Genomic DNA, 16,318 nt, shown 5'->3' on the forward strand with positions numbered 1-16,318 from the left:
TCTCGGTGGTATTCCGGCGGCGGTGTCACTCCGGCTTCGCCGCCGGGCGGCGGAACTCCTCGATCATCACCGCGTATCCCTCCCCGCCGTGCCCGGCCGCCGCCGCCCGGTCGGCGAGGGCCTTGACGAGGGCCGGGAACTCCGCGTTCACGCCGAGGGATTCGCTCTCCTGAACGAGGTGTGCCATCGCTGCCCGGTGGACGTCCAGGGTGGCGTCGTCCGCCGGGAAGGTGCCGGTGTCGACCTGCTTCGCGTATCCGGGGAGCCAGTCGACGACCGTCGGGATGCCCTTCGCCGCGACGGCGGTGTACTCCGCCGCGGACACGCCCGCCGTGCCGAGCAGCGCGGCGCCCTGCAGCCAGCCGTTGAGGATGCTCCACATCAGGCCCACCACCGCCATCTCGTACAGCGCCGTCAGCCCCGGGTCCGCGCCGAGGTACGGGGTGTCGCCGGCCAGGGCGCGCAGCGCGGGCGCGTGGCGGTCGAACTCCGCGCGGGGACCGCTGAGGACGATGGTCGCCTCCGCGGTGCCGATGCCGGGCGGGGTGGCCATGATGGCCCCGTCGAGGTAGGTCAGGCCGCGCTCGGCGGCCCACGCGGCGGTGTCGCCGGCCTGCGCGGAGGTGCCGGTGGTGAGGTTGACCAGGGTCCGGCCGCGGAGGTCGGCGGCCTCGACCGGGTCGAGGAGGGTGCGCAGCGCGTCGTAGTCGGTGACGCAGGCGACCACCAGCGGGGCGGCGGCGAGGGCCTCGGCGGGGGTGGCGGCGCGCGCGGCGCCCTCGGCGACGAGGTCGTCGGCCTTGGCGGCCGTGCGGTTCCAGACGGTGGTCGGGTGGCCGGCGCGCAGCAGGGCGGCGGCCAGCGCGTGGCCCATCAGGCCGAGGCCGAGTACGGCGACGGGGGCGGGGGCGTTTTCGGGGTGCTTGTCGGTCGTCATGGCAGAATGGTCAACCTTCACACCGGTCTGAAGGTCAAGGAGAAGCGCGCATGCGGATCGGGGAGCTGAGCCGGCGTACCGGCGTCAACGCACATCAGTTGCGCTACTACGAGGCCCAGGGCCTGCTGAAGCCCGAGCGCTCCGCCAACGGCTACCGGGAGTACGCGGACGAGGACGTGCTCACCGTCACGCAGATCAGGCGCCTGCTCGACGCCGGCCTGTCGACCCCGGACATCGCCTGGCTCCTGCCCTGCGCCACCGGCACGGGACCCGACTTCTACCCCTGCCCCGAGCTGCTGGACAAGTTCCGCGACCGGCTGGACGGGCTCGACGCGCACATCACCACGCTCACCCGCTCCCGCCAGGCGCTGACCGAGTACCTGGACGCCGCGGAGCGGCGGGTCGCACAGTACGTCTGACGCCGCGTCCGCGGCGCACGCCGCATACGCCCACGGGCGGGTGAGTTCCGCCCCGTTGATCGTCTCTCTGCCGTCCCGCGCTCCTTCACCTGCACGTCGTACCCCGGCCACCGCGCCCGGCGAACATCCTTCCGGATCTGCACAATGCCCGGGAGGCTCAGGTGACTTCACCACCACATTCCCCGCGCCGGCGCTCGTTCCTGCAGGCCGCGGGCGTCGGAGTCGGCGCGCTGCTGGCCGGGGCCGGGCTCGCCGGGCGGGCCGAGGCCGCGGGCGGCGCGCCCCGGCTGCGCGAGGACCCGTACCGCCTGGGCGTCGCCAGCGGCGATCCGGCCGCGGACGGCGCCGTGCTGTGGACCCGGCTGGCGCCGGACCCGCTCGCCGCCGACGGCCACGGCGGCATGCCGCGCGCCGGCTACGACGTCGGCTGGCAGGTCGCCGAGGACGAGCGCTTCCGCCGCGTCGTACGCTCCGGCTCCGCGGTCGCGCTGCCGGAGCTGGGGCACTCCGTGCACCCGCAGGTCCGCGGGCTGCGCCCGGGCCGGCAGTACTTCTACCGGTTCCGCACGCGGGGCCACACCAGCCCCGTGGGCCGTTTCCGCACCGCGGCCGACGCCCGCTCCGCACGCGGCTCCTTCACCTTCGCCACCGCCTCCTGCCAGGCGTGGTACCACGGTTACTTCTCGGCGTACCGGGACATGCTCGCCCAGGACCCCGACGTGGTGTTCTTCCTCGGCGACTACATCTACGAGTACGGCATCACCCGGGCCAACATGTGGCGCAACGCCCCGCCGCCCGGCGCGCGCCACGAGATCGAGACCAACACGCTCGCCGACTACCGGCTGCGCTACGCGCTGTTCAAGTCGGACCCCGACCTCCAGGCCGTGCACGCGGCGGCGCCGTGGATCCTCACCCCGGACGACCACGAGGTGCAGAACGACTACGCGGACGAGGCGTCGTACTACGGGCTGAGCGAGGAGGACTTCCTGCTCCGCCGGGCGGTGGCCTACCGCGCGTACTACGAGAACTGCCCGCTGCCCGCGCTCGCCCTCGCGCACGGCCCCGACGCCCGGCTGTACCGCCGGCTGCGCTACGGCGGCCTGGCGACCCTGCACGTCCTCGACGCCCGCCAGTACCGCGACCCCAAGCCGGCCGACGCCGCCGAGCAGCACGCGCCCGGGCGCACCATGCTCGGCCGGGAGCAGGAGCGCTGGCTGTACCACGGGCTGCGCACCTCCGACGCCCGCTGGAACCTGCTGCTCCAGCAGGTCGGCCTGGTCCGGGTGACGGAGAACCGCACGGACCAGTGGGACGGCTACCCGGCGGCGCGGCAGCGGCTGCTCGACGTCCTCGGCGAGCCCGGCGTGCCGCCGTCCGTCGTCTTCACCGGCGACTGCCACCGCTCCATCGCCGGCGACCTCCTCGCGGACTTCGCCGATTCGGGATCGCGCGTCGTGGGCAGCGAGTTCCTCGGCACGTCCATCGCCTCCGACGGCGACGGCGCCCCGACGGACAACTACACGAAGGACTGGATGCAGCACCCCTGGATGCGGTTCTACGACGGCCGCCGCGGCTACGTCCTCGGGCACGCGGACGCGGACGCGGTCACCGCCGAGTACCGGGCGGTGCCTTACGTACGGGCCGACAACCGGGCTGCCGGGTTCGCGCTCGACCGCTTCCGCGTCGAGCACGGCCGCCCCGGCATGCAGAAGGTGAGCTGACGATGACCACACCCGAGACACCCACCGCGGACACCTCGGACACCGCGGATGCCGCCGGGCACCCCGGCTCCGCGCCCGGCTCCGTCTCCGGGCTCGCCGCCGCCGGCGGGCTCGGCGCGGTCGAGCTGACGTGGCGGCCGTACCGGACGCACGGCACCCGGCTCGTCGACCACTACGAGGTGTACGAACTCTCCGCCGCCGGCGACACCCTCCTGGCCCGTACCCTCTTCCCGCACCACACCCACCGCGTCGGCCCCGAGCCGGTGACCCGCCGCTACACGGTCGTCGCCGTCCTCGACTCCGGGGCCGGGACCCGGCCCGCGCGCGCCGTCGCGGCGACGAACGAGCGGTCGCTCGCCGCCGGCCGCCCGGTGGCCCAGGTCGGCGACTTCGACCACCGGGGGCTGGAGTTCGCGCTGTCGCCGAACCTCAGCGCGCAGTACCCGACGGCGTTCCCTCAGGACGTCGACTTCCGCCTCGGCGCCTCCGACCCGGCCCGCGACTGGTGCTACCTGCACCCGGGCCCCGCCGACTCGTGGGCGGGCCGCAGGGAGCACACCTTCACGCTCCGCTTCGACCTGGCCGCGGCCCCCGAGGGCGACCTCGGCTTCGCGCTGTGGCTGATCGACTCGCACGCCACCGCCGCCGGCACCGCGGAACTGGCCCTCAACGGCCGCGCGGTCACCACACTGCAGTTCCGCGGCGGCGCCACCCGCGGCTCGCTGGAGGGCGACGCGGCCCGCCCGGGCAGCGCGCTGAAGCCGTCGTCCTACGAACTCCCGCTGGCGGCAGACCTCTTCACGGCCGGCGAGAACGTCCTGACACTGCGCAAGACGAGCGGTTCGTGGATCGCGTACGACGCGCTGGGGGTGTTCGCCGCCGACGGGTAGGCAGGGGGCGTAGCAACCGTTTACGGTGCGGAGGTTCGCCCCTGCCAGCGACGAAGGACGGTGTATGGCTGCCGAGCTGCGAAGCGCCCAGTGGTACGGGGGTACGGACCGGAACGCGTACATACACCGCGCATGGATGCGCCGCGGCCTGCCGCACGACGCGTTCTCCGGCCGCCCCCACATCGCCATCGCCAACACCGCCTCCGACCTGACGCCCTGCAACTCCCACCTCGGCGAGGTCGCCCGCTCCGTGCGCGACGGCGTGCACGAGGCCGGCGGCATCCCGCTGGAGCTGCCGGTGGTCTCGCTCGGGGAGACCCTGGTGCGGCCGACGGCGATGCTGTGGCGCAACATGGCGGCGATGGCGGCGGAGGAGATGTTCCGCGCCAACCCGGTCGACGGGCTGGTGCTCCTCGGCGGGTGCGACAAGACGATCCCCGCGCTGCTCATGGCCGCCGCGTCGGTGGACCTGCCCGCGCTCGTCGTTCCCGGCGGGCCGATGCTGACCGGCACGTTCCGCGGCCGGCCGCTGGGCTGCGGCACGGACGTGTGGCGGCTGAGCGAGGAGGTGCGCGCGGGCGAGATGTCCGAGCGGGAGTTCACCCGCTCCGAGTCGTCGATGATCCGCAGCCGCGGCCACTGCAACACCATGGGCACGGCCTCCACGATGGCCGTCCTGGCCGAGGCGCTGGGCATGGTCCTGCCGGGCCTGGCCGGCACGCCGGCGCCGGACAGCCGACTGCTGGAGGCGGCGCACGAGTCGGGGCGGCTCTCGGTCGAGCTGGTACGGGAGGGACGTACCCCGTCGCGGATCGTCACCGAAGCGTCGTTCCGCAACGCGATCGTCGCACTCGCCGCCACCGGCGGCTCCACCAACGCCGTCGTGCACCTCCTCGCCATCGCCGGGCGCCTCGGCGCGAAGCTGACCCTCGACGACTTCGACCGCGTCGGCGCCGACGTGCCGCTACTGGTCGACCTGCTGCCGGCCGGGCGGTTCCTGATGGACGACCTGTACCGCGCGGGCGGGCTCGCGGCCGTGCTGCACGAGGTACGCGACCTCCTCGACCCCGCGGCGCTCACCGTCACCGGCCGCCCGCTGGTGGACCACCTCGACGGCGCGCGCATCTGGGACCCCGAGGTCATCCGCACCCGCGACGCGCCGCTGCGGCCCGCCGCGGGCATCGCCGTGCTCCGCGGCAACCTCGCCCCCGACGGCGCCGTGGTCAAACCCGCCGCCGCCTCGCCGGAGCTGCTGCGGCACCGCGGGCGGGCCGTCGTCTTCGACAGCATCGAGGACTTCCACGCCCGCATCGACGCCCCGGACCTCGACGTCGACGCCGACTCGGTGCTCGTCCTGCGCGGCTGCGGCCCGCGCGGCTACCCCGGCATGCCGGAGGTCTCGAACATGCCGCTGCCGCGCAAGCTGCTGGAGCGGGGCGTACGCGACATGGTGCGGGTCTGCGACGGGCGGATGAGCGGCACGGCGTACGGGACGGTGGTGCTGCACGTCGCGCCGGAGGCGGCGGCGGGCGGGCCGCTGGCGCTGGTGCGCGACGGGGACTGGATCAGCCTCGACGTGCCGGGGCGCAGCCTCACGCTGGACGTGCCGGACGCGGAGCTGGCGGCCCGTACGCCGGGCGAGGCGACGGTGGCGGGCTACGCGGCGCCGCGGCGGGGGTGGGAGCGGCTGTACGTGGACCACGTGCTGGGCGCGGACACCGGGGCGGACCTGGACTTCCTGGTGGGCGCGTCGGGCGCGGAGGTCAGCCGTGAGTCGCACTGAGGGCCGCTCTTGAGGGCGTTCGTGCTGCACGGCCCCGGCCGCGCGGCGGTCGTGGACGTCGAGCCGCCGGAGGCGGGGCCGGGCGAGGCGGTGGTGGACGTCGCGCGCGTGGGCGTCTGCGGCACGGATGTGGAGCTGTTCTCGGGCGAGTTGCAGTACCTGCGGGACGGCCGCTCGCGGTTTCCGGTCCGTCCCGGCCACGAGTGGTCGGGCCGGGTCGCGGCGGTCGGCGCGGGCGTGGACCCGGGCTGGGTGGGGCGCCGGGTGACGGGCGACACGATGCTGGGCTGCCGCGCCTGCCGCCGCTGCCGCGGCGGGCGGCAGCACCTGTGCGAGGACCGCCAGGAGGTGGGCATCCTGGGCCGCGCGGGCGCGCTGGCGGCCCGGCTGGCGGTCCCGGCGTGGTCGTTGCACGCCCTGCCCGACGCGGTCGACGACGCCCTGGGCGCCCTGGTCGAACCGGGTGGCAACGCGCTGCGCGCGGCGCGCGCGGCGGGGATCGGGCCGGGTGACCGGGTGCTCGTCGCGGGCCCGGGCACGATCGGCCTGCTGGTCGCGATGTTCGCCCGCCGGGCGGGCGCGGAGGTCCACGTCCTGGGCCGCGACCCGGCGACGCTGGAGTTCGCGGCGTCCCTGGGCTTCGACCGCTGCTGGACGGCGGAGTCGCTGCCGCCGCTGCCGTACGACGCGGTGGTCGACGCCTCCAACGCGCGGTCGCTCCCGGCGCGGGCGGTGGAGTGGGTGGAGCCGGGCGGCCGGGTGGTCTTCATCGGCCTCGCGGGCACCCCGAGCCTGCTGGACACCCGCACCCTGGCACTGAAGGACGCCACGGCCGTGGGCATCCTGAGCGCGTCCCCGGGGCTGTCGGCGACGATCGGCGCGTACGCGGAGGGGGAGGTGGACCCGCGCCCGCTGATCGCGGCGACGGTCGGCCTGGACGGGGTGGCGGCGGCCCTGTCGGGCGGGCGCCCCGCGGGCGCGGGCGCGGGCCCGAAGGTGCACGTGGCCCCCGGAGCGGCGACGGAGACGGACTGAACGGCCGGCGCGATCACGCCGGCGGCGAGGCCGGGGCGAGGCGCGGGAGCGCAGGCGCCGGGTTGGCGCGGGCTGACGCGCACCAGGTCGCGGCAGGCGAGGGCCGGTCGCTCGCCGGGCCGGCGCAGGCGAATGCCGCCGCACGCGACGGCCGGCCGCGCGCCGAAGCCGCCGCGGGACGAACGCGCCGCGGGACGAGGACCGAAGGACCGTCGCCCCGCCCCGGGCGCTCCCCAAACCCCCTGACCGGCCGTCAGGCCCCCAGCACCTCCGCCACCTTCGCCAGGTCCTCCCCCGACGCCAGCCCCCCGTGGTACAGCCGCAGTTCGTCCGCACCCAGCGTCGCCGCGTGGGCCGCGTCCTCCGCCAGCGTCGCCGGGCTGCCGCCCAGGCCCGAGACCACCGTGAGGTTCGCCGCCAGGGTCGTGTGCGGGCGGCGGTGCGGGGTGCACGGCTCCAGGGCCGCGGTGCGGGCCGCGGGGCCGCCGGTGCAGGGCAGTACCAGGCCGTCCGCGAACGTCAGGACCTCCGCGGGGTCCACGCCCGCGTTCGCGCCGCAGGCGTACGGCTCTGGGGTGGCGTGCAGCAGGACGCGGAAGGCGGAGTCCGGGGCCTCGGCCCGTACCGCCGCGACCGCCTCGCGCTGCAGCCGGGTGGCCGCCGCGCGCCGCCAGCCCAGCACCGCCGCCGCCCGCTCCGCCCCGAGCAGCCCCGTGATCCGGGCCCAGGTCCCCGCCGCCTCCACGGGCTCCGCCGCGGCCGGCGGCGCGGCGGCGGTCCCGTCCCAGTACGGCCGCAGCGCCGCGACGACCGCCGAGCGCAGGTCGTCCGGCTCCGCGCCGTAGGCCGCGTAGCCGTCGCGGCAGCGGTCGCAGAAGCACAGCGACATCAGCAACTGCCCCGCGGCGTCCAGCGCCACCCCGGCGGTCTTGTCGTGCGCGTGCAGGTGCGCCAGCCCGTACCACCCGCACGACTCCAGCTCGCACCCGCGCGTCCCCGGCCGGGTCGCGGCCTCCGCGGCGAGCCGGACGAGGTAGTCGCGCACCTCCGGCCGCCCGATGCAGGGCGCCCACGGGTAGCGGTCACCGTGCGCGTTGACCACCGACGTCTGCGGATGCTCGGCGCCCAGGCGGGAGTTGTGCGCGAGGACCACCCAACTGTGCACCTCGAGACCCGCCCCGGCCAGCGCCTGCGCCGCCGTCTCGAACGGGTCGGCGGTGGCAACCCAGTCCTGGGCGTACGGGCGCAGCTCCCGGCCGGCCCACCGGCGCGCGTCCGGCGGGTAGAGCACGGCGGAGTGGCGGGCGGTGACGATGCGGTGGCGCGGGTGGCGGGGGGTCACGGCGCGGGTGGAGTGGTACGCGGCGGCGAGCGTCACCTGGCGTACGCCCAACTCCGCGACCCGGCGCGCCGCGGCGGGATCGCCGACGACGTCCCACGGATACAGAAAGACCGAAGCACGAGGTGTCATCATCAGGGTGTACACATTTCTGCCCGGCGTCCATATTGGTGAACTGGCACGCTATGGCCGCCCCGACACACCGTCAAGACCGCCCCCTACCGCCGAAGCCGGCGCCGGTCCCCGGCGCCCCGCCACGGCCCGAACGCCCCGACCCACCGAGGAGCCACGATGTCAGCCCCCCGCCACTCGCGCACCGTCCTGCTCACCGGCGCCGCCGGCGGCATCGGCACCCTGATGCGCGACCTGCTCCCCGCCCACGGCCACGAGCTACGCCTGCTCGACCGCGTCGCCCTCCCCCCGGGACCCGAGCGCGCCGTCACCGCCGACCTCGCCGACCGCGCGGCCCTGCGCGAGGCGGTCCGCGGCACCGACGCCGTGCTGCACCTCGCCGGGATCTCGCTGGAGTCGACGTTCGAGAAGGTGCTGCGGGCCAACATCGAGGGCACCTACCACCTCTACGAGGCCGTACGCGAGGAGGGCGTCCGCCGCGTCGTCTTCGCCTCCAGCAACCACGCCGTCGGCTTCCACCCCCGCCCCCGCCACCCCCGCCGCGTCCCCGCCGCCGAGCTGGTCGGCACCGACGCCGCGCACCGCCCGGACACCTTCTACGGCCTGTCCAAGTGCTTCGGCGAGGACCTGGCGCAGTTCTACTGGGACAAGCACGGCATCGAGACCGTCTCCGTCCGCATCGGCTCCTGCTTCCCCGAGCCGACCAGCGTGCGCATGCTCTCCCTCTGGCTCAGCCCCGCCGACGGCGCCCGCCTCTTCCACGCCGCGCTGACCGCCCCGGACGTCGGCCACACCGTCGTCTACGGCAGCTCGGCCAACACCCGCTCGTGGTGGGACCTCGGCTCGGCCCGCGCGCTGGGCTACGCCCCGCAGGACGACTCCGAGGCGTACGCGGACAAGCTCCTCGCCGAGCTGGGCCCCGACGACCCGGACGCGCCGGACCAGGCGAACCTGGGCGGCCCGTTCTGCACCGACCCGCCCATCTGGCCCCACTGAGGCCGCCGTTCGCGCGCCGGGGCGCCCCCCGCACCGCGGTCCGAAACGGCGCGCACCCCCTTGACGGCCGTCGCACCCCCCTCTACGTTTCCGGCACCAATTCAGATTCATATCTTTCGTTCAGATAGATGAATCGAGGTTCCGGTGCGGCTCGACGGCCTCCTGTTCTTCCCCCTCACCCCCTTCGACGCCGCCGGCGCGGTGCACGAGGACGCGCTCGCCCGCCACGTCGCCGACGGTGTCGCGCGGGGCGCGGGCGCGGTGTTCGCCGCCTGCGGCACCGGCGAGTTCCACGCGCTCGACGGCGCCGAGCACCGGCGCGTGGTCCGTACCGCCGTGGCGGCCGCGGCCGGCCGGGTGCCGGTCTTCGCCGGCGCCGGCGGACCGCTGCCGCACGCCGTCGCGTGCGCCCGCGCCGCCGCCGAGGCCGGCGCCGACGCGGTGCTGCTCATGCCGCCGTACCTGGTGGCCGCGCCGGAGGCCGGGCTCGTCGCGTACGTGCGCGAGGTCGCCGCCGCGACCGCCCTGCCGCTCGTCGTCTACCAGCGCGACAACGCCCGCTTCACCCCCGCGGGCGCCGCGGAGCTGGCCCGGATCCCCACGGTCACCGGCTTCAAGGACGGGCTCGGCGACATCGAGCTGATGCAGCGCATCATCCCCGCCGTCCGCGCCGCGACCGACGGCCGGGAGGGCCCCGCCAAGGACTTCACCTTCTTCAACGGCCTGCCCACCGCCGAGGTCTCGGCCGCGGCGTACGCGGCCGTGGGCGCCCGGCTGTACTCCTCCGCCGTCTTCTGCTTCGTCCCCGAGGTGGCCCTCGCCTTCCACCGCGCGCGGGCCGAGGGCGACGACGAGCGCGTGCACCGGCTGCTGAGCGGCTTCTACGTCCCCCTCGTCCAGTTGCGCAACGAGGTACCCGGCTACGCGGTGTCGCTGATCAAGGCCGGCGCCCGGCTGCGCGGCCCGGACCTGGGCGGCGTCCGGCCACCGCTGGTCGACCCGCACCCCAAGCATCTCGCCGAGCTGGAGCTGATCGTCTCCGCCGGCCTGGAGATCGCCGGGACCCGATGATGCGGATACGCGAGATCACCGTCACCCCCGTCGCCTTCCGCGACCCGCCGCTGCTCAACGCCGCGGGCGTGCACGAGCCGTGGGCCCTGCGCAGCGTCGTCGAGGTCGTCACCGACGACGGCCTCAGCGGCCTCGGCGAGAGCTACGGCGACGCCTCCCACCTCGACCGGCTGCGCGCCGCCGCCCGCGCCCTGACCGGCGCCGACCCCGGCCAGGGCGCCGGCAGCAACGCGCGGCTGCCGGTCGGGGAGTACGGCTTCCGCTCGCTGAAGCTCAAGGGCGGGGTCTTCCCGCCGGACCAGGAGATCGAGGCCGTACGGGCCCTCGCCGCGATGACGCACCTGGCCGCCGCCACTCCCAACCTGGACCACTCCTGCGACACGCACACCCCCTGGCAGCAGGGGCCGGAGGGCCGGGACGTGATCCGCCCCGGGGCCCTCACCTTCACCGACGGCGCCGTACCCCTGCCGCCGGGGCCCGGCCTGGGCGTCGAGCTGGACCGCGACGCGCTGGCCGTGCTGCACGAGCAGTACGAGAGGTGCGGCGTCCGCCGCCGCGACGACACCGCGTACATGCGCCGCTTCCGGCCCGGCTTCGCCCCCGCGCGGGCCCGTTGGTGAGCGCACGGCACGCAGCACGAGCACCACCCCCCACGTCCCCCAACTCCGACATGTGCAGGAGCCGCTATGGCCATCGCTGACTGGATCATGGTCGGTGCCTACTTCTGCGTGATGGTAGGCATCGGCTGGTGGTCGAAGAACCGCATCCACACGGTGAAGGACTTCTTCACCACCGGCGGCCGCATACCGTGGTGGCTGTCCGGCATCTCGCACCACATGTCCGGCTACAGCGCGGTGATGTTCGTCGCGTTCGCCGCCGTCGCCTACGACCACGGGCTGACGGTGTACGTCTGGTGGGCGCTGACCATCGGCCTGGGCATCGGCGTCGGCGCGTTCCTGTTCGCGCCCCGCTGGGCGCGGCTGCGCGCGAAGCACGACGTGGCCTCGCCGCTGGAGTACCTCGCGAAGCGCTACAACCTGCCGACCCAGCAGGTGCTGGCGTACAGCGGCGCGCTGCTGAAGGTCGTCGACATCGCGGCCAAGTGGGTGGCGATCTCGGTGCTGCTCCAGGGCTTCGCTGACGTGCCGCTGGAGTGGGGCATCCTCTTCACCGGCGTGGCCACGATGGCGTACATGGCGGTCGGCGGGCTGTGGGCGGACGTGCTCACGGACTTCAGCCAGTTCCTCATCCAACTGCTCGCGGGCATCGTGATGTTCGTGGCCGTCCTGGCGGAGCTCGGCGGCCTCGACACGCTGTGGACGATGTGGGACGACCTGCCCGACAGCCACCACGACCCCGTCACCGGGCCGGTGACGACGACGCTGGTGCTGGCGTTCCTGCTGGTCAAGACCTTCGAGTACAACGGCGGCATGTGGAACCTGGCGCAGCGCTACATGGCCGCGCCGTCCGGCTCCGCGGCGAAGCGCTCGGCGCTGCTGTCCAGCGGGCTGTGGCTGGTGTGGCCGTTCGTCCTGTTCCTGCCGATGTTCGCGGCCCCGCTGATCGTGCCGGGCCTGGAGAACAGCGAGGAGTCGTACATCGAGCTGTCGAAGGAGCTGATGCCGGCCGGTCTGACGGGGCTGGTGCTGGCCGGGTTCTTCTGCCACACGATGGCGATGGTGGCGTCGGACTCCAACGTGATCTCGGCGGTCATCACCCGGGACATGGCGCCCGTGCTGGTGCCGCGGGTGCGGCAGTTGACCGACGGGGCGCAGTTGACGTTCGCCCGGGTGACGACCGTGGCGTTCGTGTCGGTGAGCATGATCCTGGCGATCGCGACCGGCGGTGAGGGCTTCGTGCTCGACGTGGTCGTGGACCTCGTCGCGGCGACGATGGGGCCGATCTCGATCCCGCTGATGCTGGGCATGCTGCCGTGGTTCCGGCGCTGCGGGCCGACGGCGGCGATCGTGTCGTGGGCCGGCGGCCTGGGGCTGTGGACGGTGCTGCACTGGGTGCTGGACGGCACCACGCAGGCGGCGCTCGTGGGGCTGCCGCTGCTGACGTCGCTGGTGCTGTACGTGGGCATCGGGCTGCTGCGGCCCGAGGGCGGGGCGGAGCAGGACGCGCTGATCGACTCGCTGGGCTCGGACCCGGACGACGGCGCCGCGAAGGCCGCGGTGGCCGGCGCGGAGCCCGGCGCGGACCACGGCGCGGCGGCGGCGAAGGACACGCAGCCGCCGGAGGCGCCGGCGGACATCGGCTCGCGCTGAGCGGTACCCCGGGCCGGCAACCCCCGTGTGCGCGGCGGGGGTTGCCGACCGGGGGGGCAAGCGCTTTCATGCAGGCGAGTACGTACGCATCCGTACGAGCCGAGGGAGCCGAATGCGCCCGGTCCGCCCGCTGTTGCACTCCCGCCGCACCCTGCTCGCCGCGAGCGCCGGGACGCTCCTCGTCCCGGGGCCCGCCGCCTACGCCATGAGCACCGCGCACGCCGCGACGCCCGGCGCCGTCGCGCCCCACCTGCCGTCCGCCGCCGCGCCCGCCGACGAGGAAGCCCTGCTCGCGCGCGCCGCCCGCATGCTCGCCGGCGACGGCTACGACCCCGCGGACCCCGACTTCGCCGCCGCGCTCGCCGACCTCGACGCCGAGGCCCGCCGCTGGTGGGACACCCTCGACCGGTCGGCCGGCCGCACCGCGCTCTGGCCCGACCTCGCCCCCGTCGCCGACGCCGGCAACTTCGGCCAGTGCTACCCCCGGCTGCGCACCCTCGCCACCGCGTGGACCGCGCCCGGCACCTCCTTCACCGGCCGCGCCGACGTCGCCGCCGCCCTCCTCGACGCGCTGCGCTTCCTGCACGCCGAGGCGTACCACCCCGGCCGTACCGAGACCGGCAACTGGTGGTTCTGGGAGATCGGCGCCCCGCGCGCCCTGCTCGACTGCTGCGTCCTGCTGCGCGCCGCGCTGCCCGCCGCCGACCTCGCCGCGTACCTCGCCACCGTCGACCGCTTCGTCCCCGACCCCGACCGCCGCACCAACTCCCCCGCGCTCTCCGAGACGGGGGCAAACCGCGCCGACAAGTGCGTCATCGTCGCGCTGCGCGGGCTGCTGGGCCGCAGCCCCGAGAAGACCGCGCTCGCCCGCGACGGCCTGTCCGACGTGCGCGACGGCGGGCGCAACAGCCTCTTCCAGTACGTGACCTCCGGCGACGGCTTCTACCGCGACGGCTCCTTCGTCCAGCACGGCTCCGTCGCCTACACGGGCACGTACGGCGCGGTGCTCCTCGCCGCCGCCGGCCAGTTGACGGCGCTGCTCGCCGGCTCGGCGTGGGCGGTCACCGACCCCGCGAGGACGGTGCTCTTCGACGCCGTCGAGCGGTCCTTCGCGCCGGTCATCACCGACGGGCTGATGATGGACGCGGTACGCGGCCGGGCGATCTCCCGCGAGCGGGCGCCCGACCACGTCGACGGCGCGCTCGCCGTCTCGTACATCCTGCAGTTGGCGGAGGCCGCGCCCGCCGCGCAGGCCGCGCGCTGGCACGCGGCGGCGAAAGGCTGGATCGCACGGCAGACGGCGTACCCGTACCTCTCGCTCGTCGGCCTCCCGCACGTCCAGCGCGCGAAGGCCGTGCTCGCCGACCCCGCGGTGCCCGCCGCGCCGCCACTCACCGGTCACCACTGCTTCGCCGCCATGGAGCGCGTGGTGCACCGGCGGCCCGGCTGGACGTACGCGCTGTCGCTGTCGTCGAGGCGCGTCGCGGCGTACGAGGCGGGCAACGGCGAGAACGCCCGCGGCTGGTACACCGGCGACGGCATGGGCTACCTCTACCTCCCCGGCGACCACGGGCAGTTCGGCGACGCCTTCTGGCCCACGGTGAACGCCTACCGGCTGCCCGGCACGACGGTCGACACGCGCCCGCGCGCCGACCTGGGGTCGGTCTGGACGGAGTTCCGCCCGGCGAACGAGGTCTCGGGCGGCGCGGTGCTGCACGGACGGTACGGGGCGGCGGCCTTCGAGCTGCGGGCGGACGGGAGTTCGCTGCGGGCGCGGAAGTCGTGGTTCTTCCTCGACGACGCGGTGGTCGCGCTGGGCGCGGACATCACGGCCGACGACGGCCGGGTGATCGAGACGACGGTCGAGAACCGCGGCCTGGGCGGCGACGGGGAACCGGCGTTCGTCGTGAACGGGCGGCGGCAGCCGGCCGGGACTGACGGGGAACGGGACTTCGGGCGGGCGCGGTGGGCGCACCTGGAGGGGGTCGGCGGGTACGTCTTCCTGGACGCGGGCCCGGGGGCCGGCGGCGGGACGGTCCTGCGGACGCTGCGGGAGGAACGTACGGGCGCGTGGCGGGACATCAACACGGGCGCCGACACGGGCGGTTCCACCACCCCGTACACCCGCCGCTACCTGACGCTCTGGCTGGACCACGGCACGTCGCCCGCGGGCGCGCGCTACGCGTACGCGCTGCTGCCCACGGCGAGCCGGGCGGCGACCGCGGCGTGGGCGGCGCGCGGCCGGGTGCGCGTGGCGGCCAACGACGCGGCGGCGCAGGCGGTGGAAGTGCACCGGCTGGGCCTGACGGCGGCGCACTTCTGGACGGCGGCCACGGCGGCGGGCATCCGCAGCGACGGCCCGGCCACGGTCCTGCTGCGCCGCCACGGCGACGCCGTCTCCCTGGCGGTCTCCGACCCGGGCCACGCGGCGACGGAGGTCCGCCTCGAACTCCCGCTGCGGATCCGCGCGGTGACGAGCGCGGACCCGACGGTGACGGTGACCCCGGGCCGCCGCGGCCGGGTGACGGTCCGGGTGGCGGGCTCCCGCGGCGCCACCCACCGCGCGGAGCTGCGCTGACCCGCGGGGCGGCCGACGGGCCACGCACCCGGCACCCGCGGCGTCGGGTATGCCGCGCCGCAGGGGACCGTTCCCTCTGCGCGGATGCGCGCTGAACTGTCGCCCTGGGGCGGTCACTTGCTGTCGCCGCGGCGTCGGGCGGGGCGGCGCCGCCCCGCCCGGGCGCTACGGCACGTCCAGGACCAGCTTTCCGCGGGTGCGGCCCGACTCGCTGCGCCGGAACGCCTCCGCCGCCTCCGCCAGCGGCAGCGCCGCGTCCACGTGCACCGTCAGCCTCCCCGCCGCCACGAGCCCCGCCAGGTGCGCCAGGCCCTCGGCGTCCGGGCGGACCCAGACCACCTGCCCGCCCAGCTTCTTCACGTCGCCGTCCGCGATCGACGCCGACCGCGTCGCGTCCTTCAGCACCTCGCGCGAGACGTGCACCGCCCCGCCGCCCGCGAAGTCCACCGCCGCGTCCACCCCGGCCGGCGCCAGCTCCCGCACCCGGTCGGCGAGGCCCTCGCCGTACGTCACGGGCTCGGCGCCCAGCGAGCGCAGGAAGTCGTGGTTGCGCTCGCTCGCGGTGGCGATCACGCGCGCCCCGCGGACGGCCGCGAGCTGCACGCCGAGCGAGCCGACCCCGCCCGAGCCGCCGTGGACGAGCACCGTCTCGCCGTCTCCGAGGCCCACGCGGTCCAGCGAGCGCAGCGCAGTGAGGCCGGCCAGCGGGAGCGCCGCGGCCTGCTGCCAGCTCAGCTCGGCGGGCTTGTGGGTCAGGGTCCGTACGGGTGCGGCGACGTACTCCGCGTACGTCCCCTGCCCGACCTCGTCCCGCCGCACGTACCCCAGCACCTCGTCGCCCACGGCGAACTCCGGGGTGTCCGCGCCCAGCTCCTCGACCACCCCGGCCGCGTCCCAGCCCGGGATGAGCGGGAAACGGACGTACATCATGGGGTCGAGCCAGCCCTTCGCGACCTTCCAGTCCACGGGGTTGACCCCGGCCGCCTTCACCCGGACCAGCACCTGGTCGGGGCCGACCTTGGGCTTGGGCACCTCGTCCAGTCGCAGGTTCTCGGGTCCGCCGTACTCGTTCGTGACGATTGCCTTCATGATCTCCTCCGAAGGTCCGGTCCGAGGGGATTATTCCTCCGCGCGGGCCCGTAGAGTC

Annotated in this window: 13 protein-coding genes; 10 read left to right on the forward strand and 3 right to left on the reverse strand. The window is 75.4% G+C overall.

Annotated elements, in window-relative coordinates:
* Positions 1-25: 25 nt before the first annotated feature.
* The gene (locus O7599_RS11600; RefSeq protein ID WP_281622064.1) at positions 26-937 is read right to left on the reverse strand and encodes an NAD(P)-binding domain-containing protein; all 912 of its coding nucleotides are present in this window, start codon (positions 935-937) and stop codon (positions 26-28) included.
* A 50-nt stretch (positions 938-987) separates the two neighbouring features.
* Here O7599_RS11600 and O7599_RS11605 point away from each other — a divergent pair, with 50 nt between their 5' ends.
* From O7599_RS11605 to O7599_RS11625, 5 genes are all read left to right on the forward strand, one after another.
* Positions 988-1,356, forward strand: coding sequence for a MerR family transcriptional regulator (locus tag O7599_RS11605; protein WP_281622065.1), 369 nt, complete (start codon positions 988-990; stop codon positions 1,354-1,356).
* Positions 1,357-1,517: 161 nt separating this feature from the next.
* Complete coding sequence (locus tag O7599_RS11610; RefSeq protein WP_281622066.1) at positions 1,518-3,077, forward strand: alkaline phosphatase D family protein; 1,560 nt, start codon at positions 1,518-1,520, stop codon at positions 3,075-3,077.
* 2 nt (positions 3,078-3,079) lie between these two features.
* Positions 3,080-3,967 (forward strand): polysaccharide lyase family protein, encoded by an 888-nt coding sequence (locus O7599_RS11615; RefSeq protein WP_281622067.1) that lies wholly within the window; start codon positions 3,080-3,082, stop codon positions 3,965-3,967.
* Between the two features lie 64 nt (positions 3,968-4,031).
* Positions 4,032-5,750 carry an IlvD/Edd family dehydratase gene (locus O7599_RS11620; RefSeq protein ID WP_281622068.1) on the forward strand — a complete coding sequence of 573 codons (1,719 nt, stop codon included), beginning with the start codon at positions 4,032-4,034 and terminating at the stop codon, positions 5,748-5,750.
* A gap of 9 nt (positions 5,751-5,759) precedes the next feature.
* Positions 5,760-6,785 (forward strand): alcohol dehydrogenase catalytic domain-containing protein, encoded by a 1,026-nt coding sequence (locus tag O7599_RS11625; RefSeq protein ID WP_281622069.1) that lies wholly within the window; start codon positions 5,760-5,762, stop codon positions 6,783-6,785.
* 253 nt (positions 6,786-7,038) lie between these two features.
* On the opposite strand, the gene O7599_RS11630 is transcribed toward O7599_RS11625, so the two are convergent.
* The gene (locus O7599_RS11630; RefSeq protein WP_281622070.1) at positions 7,039-8,259 is read right to left on the reverse strand and encodes a hypothetical protein; all 1,221 of its coding nucleotides are present in this window, start codon (positions 8,257-8,259) and stop codon (positions 7,039-7,041) included.
* Between the two features lie 156 nt (positions 8,260-8,415).
* On the opposite strand from O7599_RS11630, the gene O7599_RS11635 reads away from it, so the two are divergent.
* The 5 genes from O7599_RS11635 to O7599_RS11655 all read left to right on the forward strand — a co-directional run bounded on the left by O7599_RS11635 (position 8,416) and on the right by O7599_RS11655 (position 15,171).
* Entirely contained in the window at positions 8,416-9,252 is an 837-nt protein-coding gene (locus O7599_RS11635) for an NAD(P)-dependent oxidoreductase (protein WP_281622071.1), read from the forward strand.
* 144 nt (positions 9,253-9,396) lie between these two features.
* Positions 9,397-10,323 carry a 5-dehydro-4-deoxyglucarate dehydratase gene (locus tag O7599_RS11640; protein ID WP_281622072.1) on the forward strand — a complete coding sequence of 309 codons (927 nt, stop codon included), beginning with the start codon at positions 9,397-9,399 and terminating at the stop codon, positions 10,321-10,323.
* On the forward strand, positions 10,323-10,943 hold the full coding sequence (locus tag O7599_RS11645) for an enolase C-terminal domain-like protein (RefSeq protein ID WP_281623351.1): 621 nt from the start codon (positions 10,323-10,325) through the stop codon (positions 10,941-10,943). The genes O7599_RS11640 and O7599_RS11645 overlap by 1 nt, the downstream gene beginning before the upstream one ends.
* 66 nt (positions 10,944-11,009) lie before the next feature.
* Positions 11,010-12,593, forward strand: a complete 1,584-nt coding sequence (locus tag O7599_RS11650; RefSeq protein ID WP_281622073.1) for a sodium:solute symporter family protein — start codon at positions 11,010-11,012, stop codon at positions 12,591-12,593.
* A 112-nt stretch (positions 12,594-12,705) separates the two neighbouring features.
* The gene (locus tag O7599_RS11655) at positions 12,706-15,171 is read left to right on the forward strand and encodes a polysaccharide lyase 8 family protein (protein ID WP_281622074.1); all 2,466 of its coding nucleotides are present in this window, start codon (positions 12,706-12,708) and stop codon (positions 15,169-15,171) included.
* Positions 15,172-15,336: 165 nt separating this feature from the next.
* Here the strand turns inward: O7599_RS11655 and O7599_RS11660 are convergent, their stop codons facing one another.
* On the reverse strand, positions 15,337-16,260 hold the full coding sequence (locus O7599_RS11660) for an NADP-dependent oxidoreductase (RefSeq protein ID WP_281622075.1): 924 nt from the start codon (positions 16,258-16,260) through the stop codon (positions 15,337-15,339).
* Positions 16,261-16,318: the final 58 nt, after the last annotated feature.

The sequence above is a fragment of the Streptomyces sp. WMMC500 genome, from assembly GCF_027497195.1.
Lineage (GTDB): Bacteria > Actinomycetota > Actinomycetes > Streptomycetales > Streptomycetaceae > Streptomyces.

Coding starts and splice junctions, on each gene's coding strand:
- O7599_RS11645 (WP_281623351.1), top strand. CDS start 10,323: ATGCGGATACGCGAGATCACCGTCACCCCCGTCGCCTTCCGCGACCCG.
- O7599_RS11660 (WP_281622075.1), bottom strand. CDS start 16,260: ATGAAGGCAATCGTCACGAACGAGTACGGCGGACCCGAGAACCTGCGA.
- O7599_RS11605 (WP_281622065.1), top strand. CDS start 988: ATGCGGATCGGGGAGCTGAGCCGGCGTACCGGCGTCAACGCACATCAG.
- O7599_RS11650 (WP_281622073.1), top strand. CDS start 11,010: ATGGCCATCGCTGACTGGATCATGGTCGGTGCCTACTTCTGCGTGATG.
- O7599_RS11615 (WP_281622067.1), top strand. CDS start 3,080: ATGACCACACCCGAGACACCCACCGCGGACACCTCGGACACCGCGGAT.
- O7599_RS11655 (WP_281622074.1), top strand. CDS start 12,706: ATGCGCCCGGTCCGCCCGCTGTTGCACTCCCGCCGCACCCTGCTCGCC.
- O7599_RS11600 (WP_281622064.1), bottom strand. CDS start 937: ATGACGACCGACAAGCACCCCGAAAACGCCCCCGCCCCCGTCGCCGTA.
- O7599_RS11620 (WP_281622068.1), top strand. CDS start 4,032: ATGGCTGCCGAGCTGCGAAGCGCCCAGTGGTACGGGGGTACGGACCGG.
- O7599_RS11635 (WP_281622071.1), top strand. CDS start 8,416: ATGTCAGCCCCCCGCCACTCGCGCACCGTCCTGCTCACCGGCGCCGCC.
- O7599_RS11630 (WP_281622070.1), bottom strand. CDS start 8,259: ATGATGACACCTCGTGCTTCGGTCTTTCTGTATCCGTGGGACGTCGTC.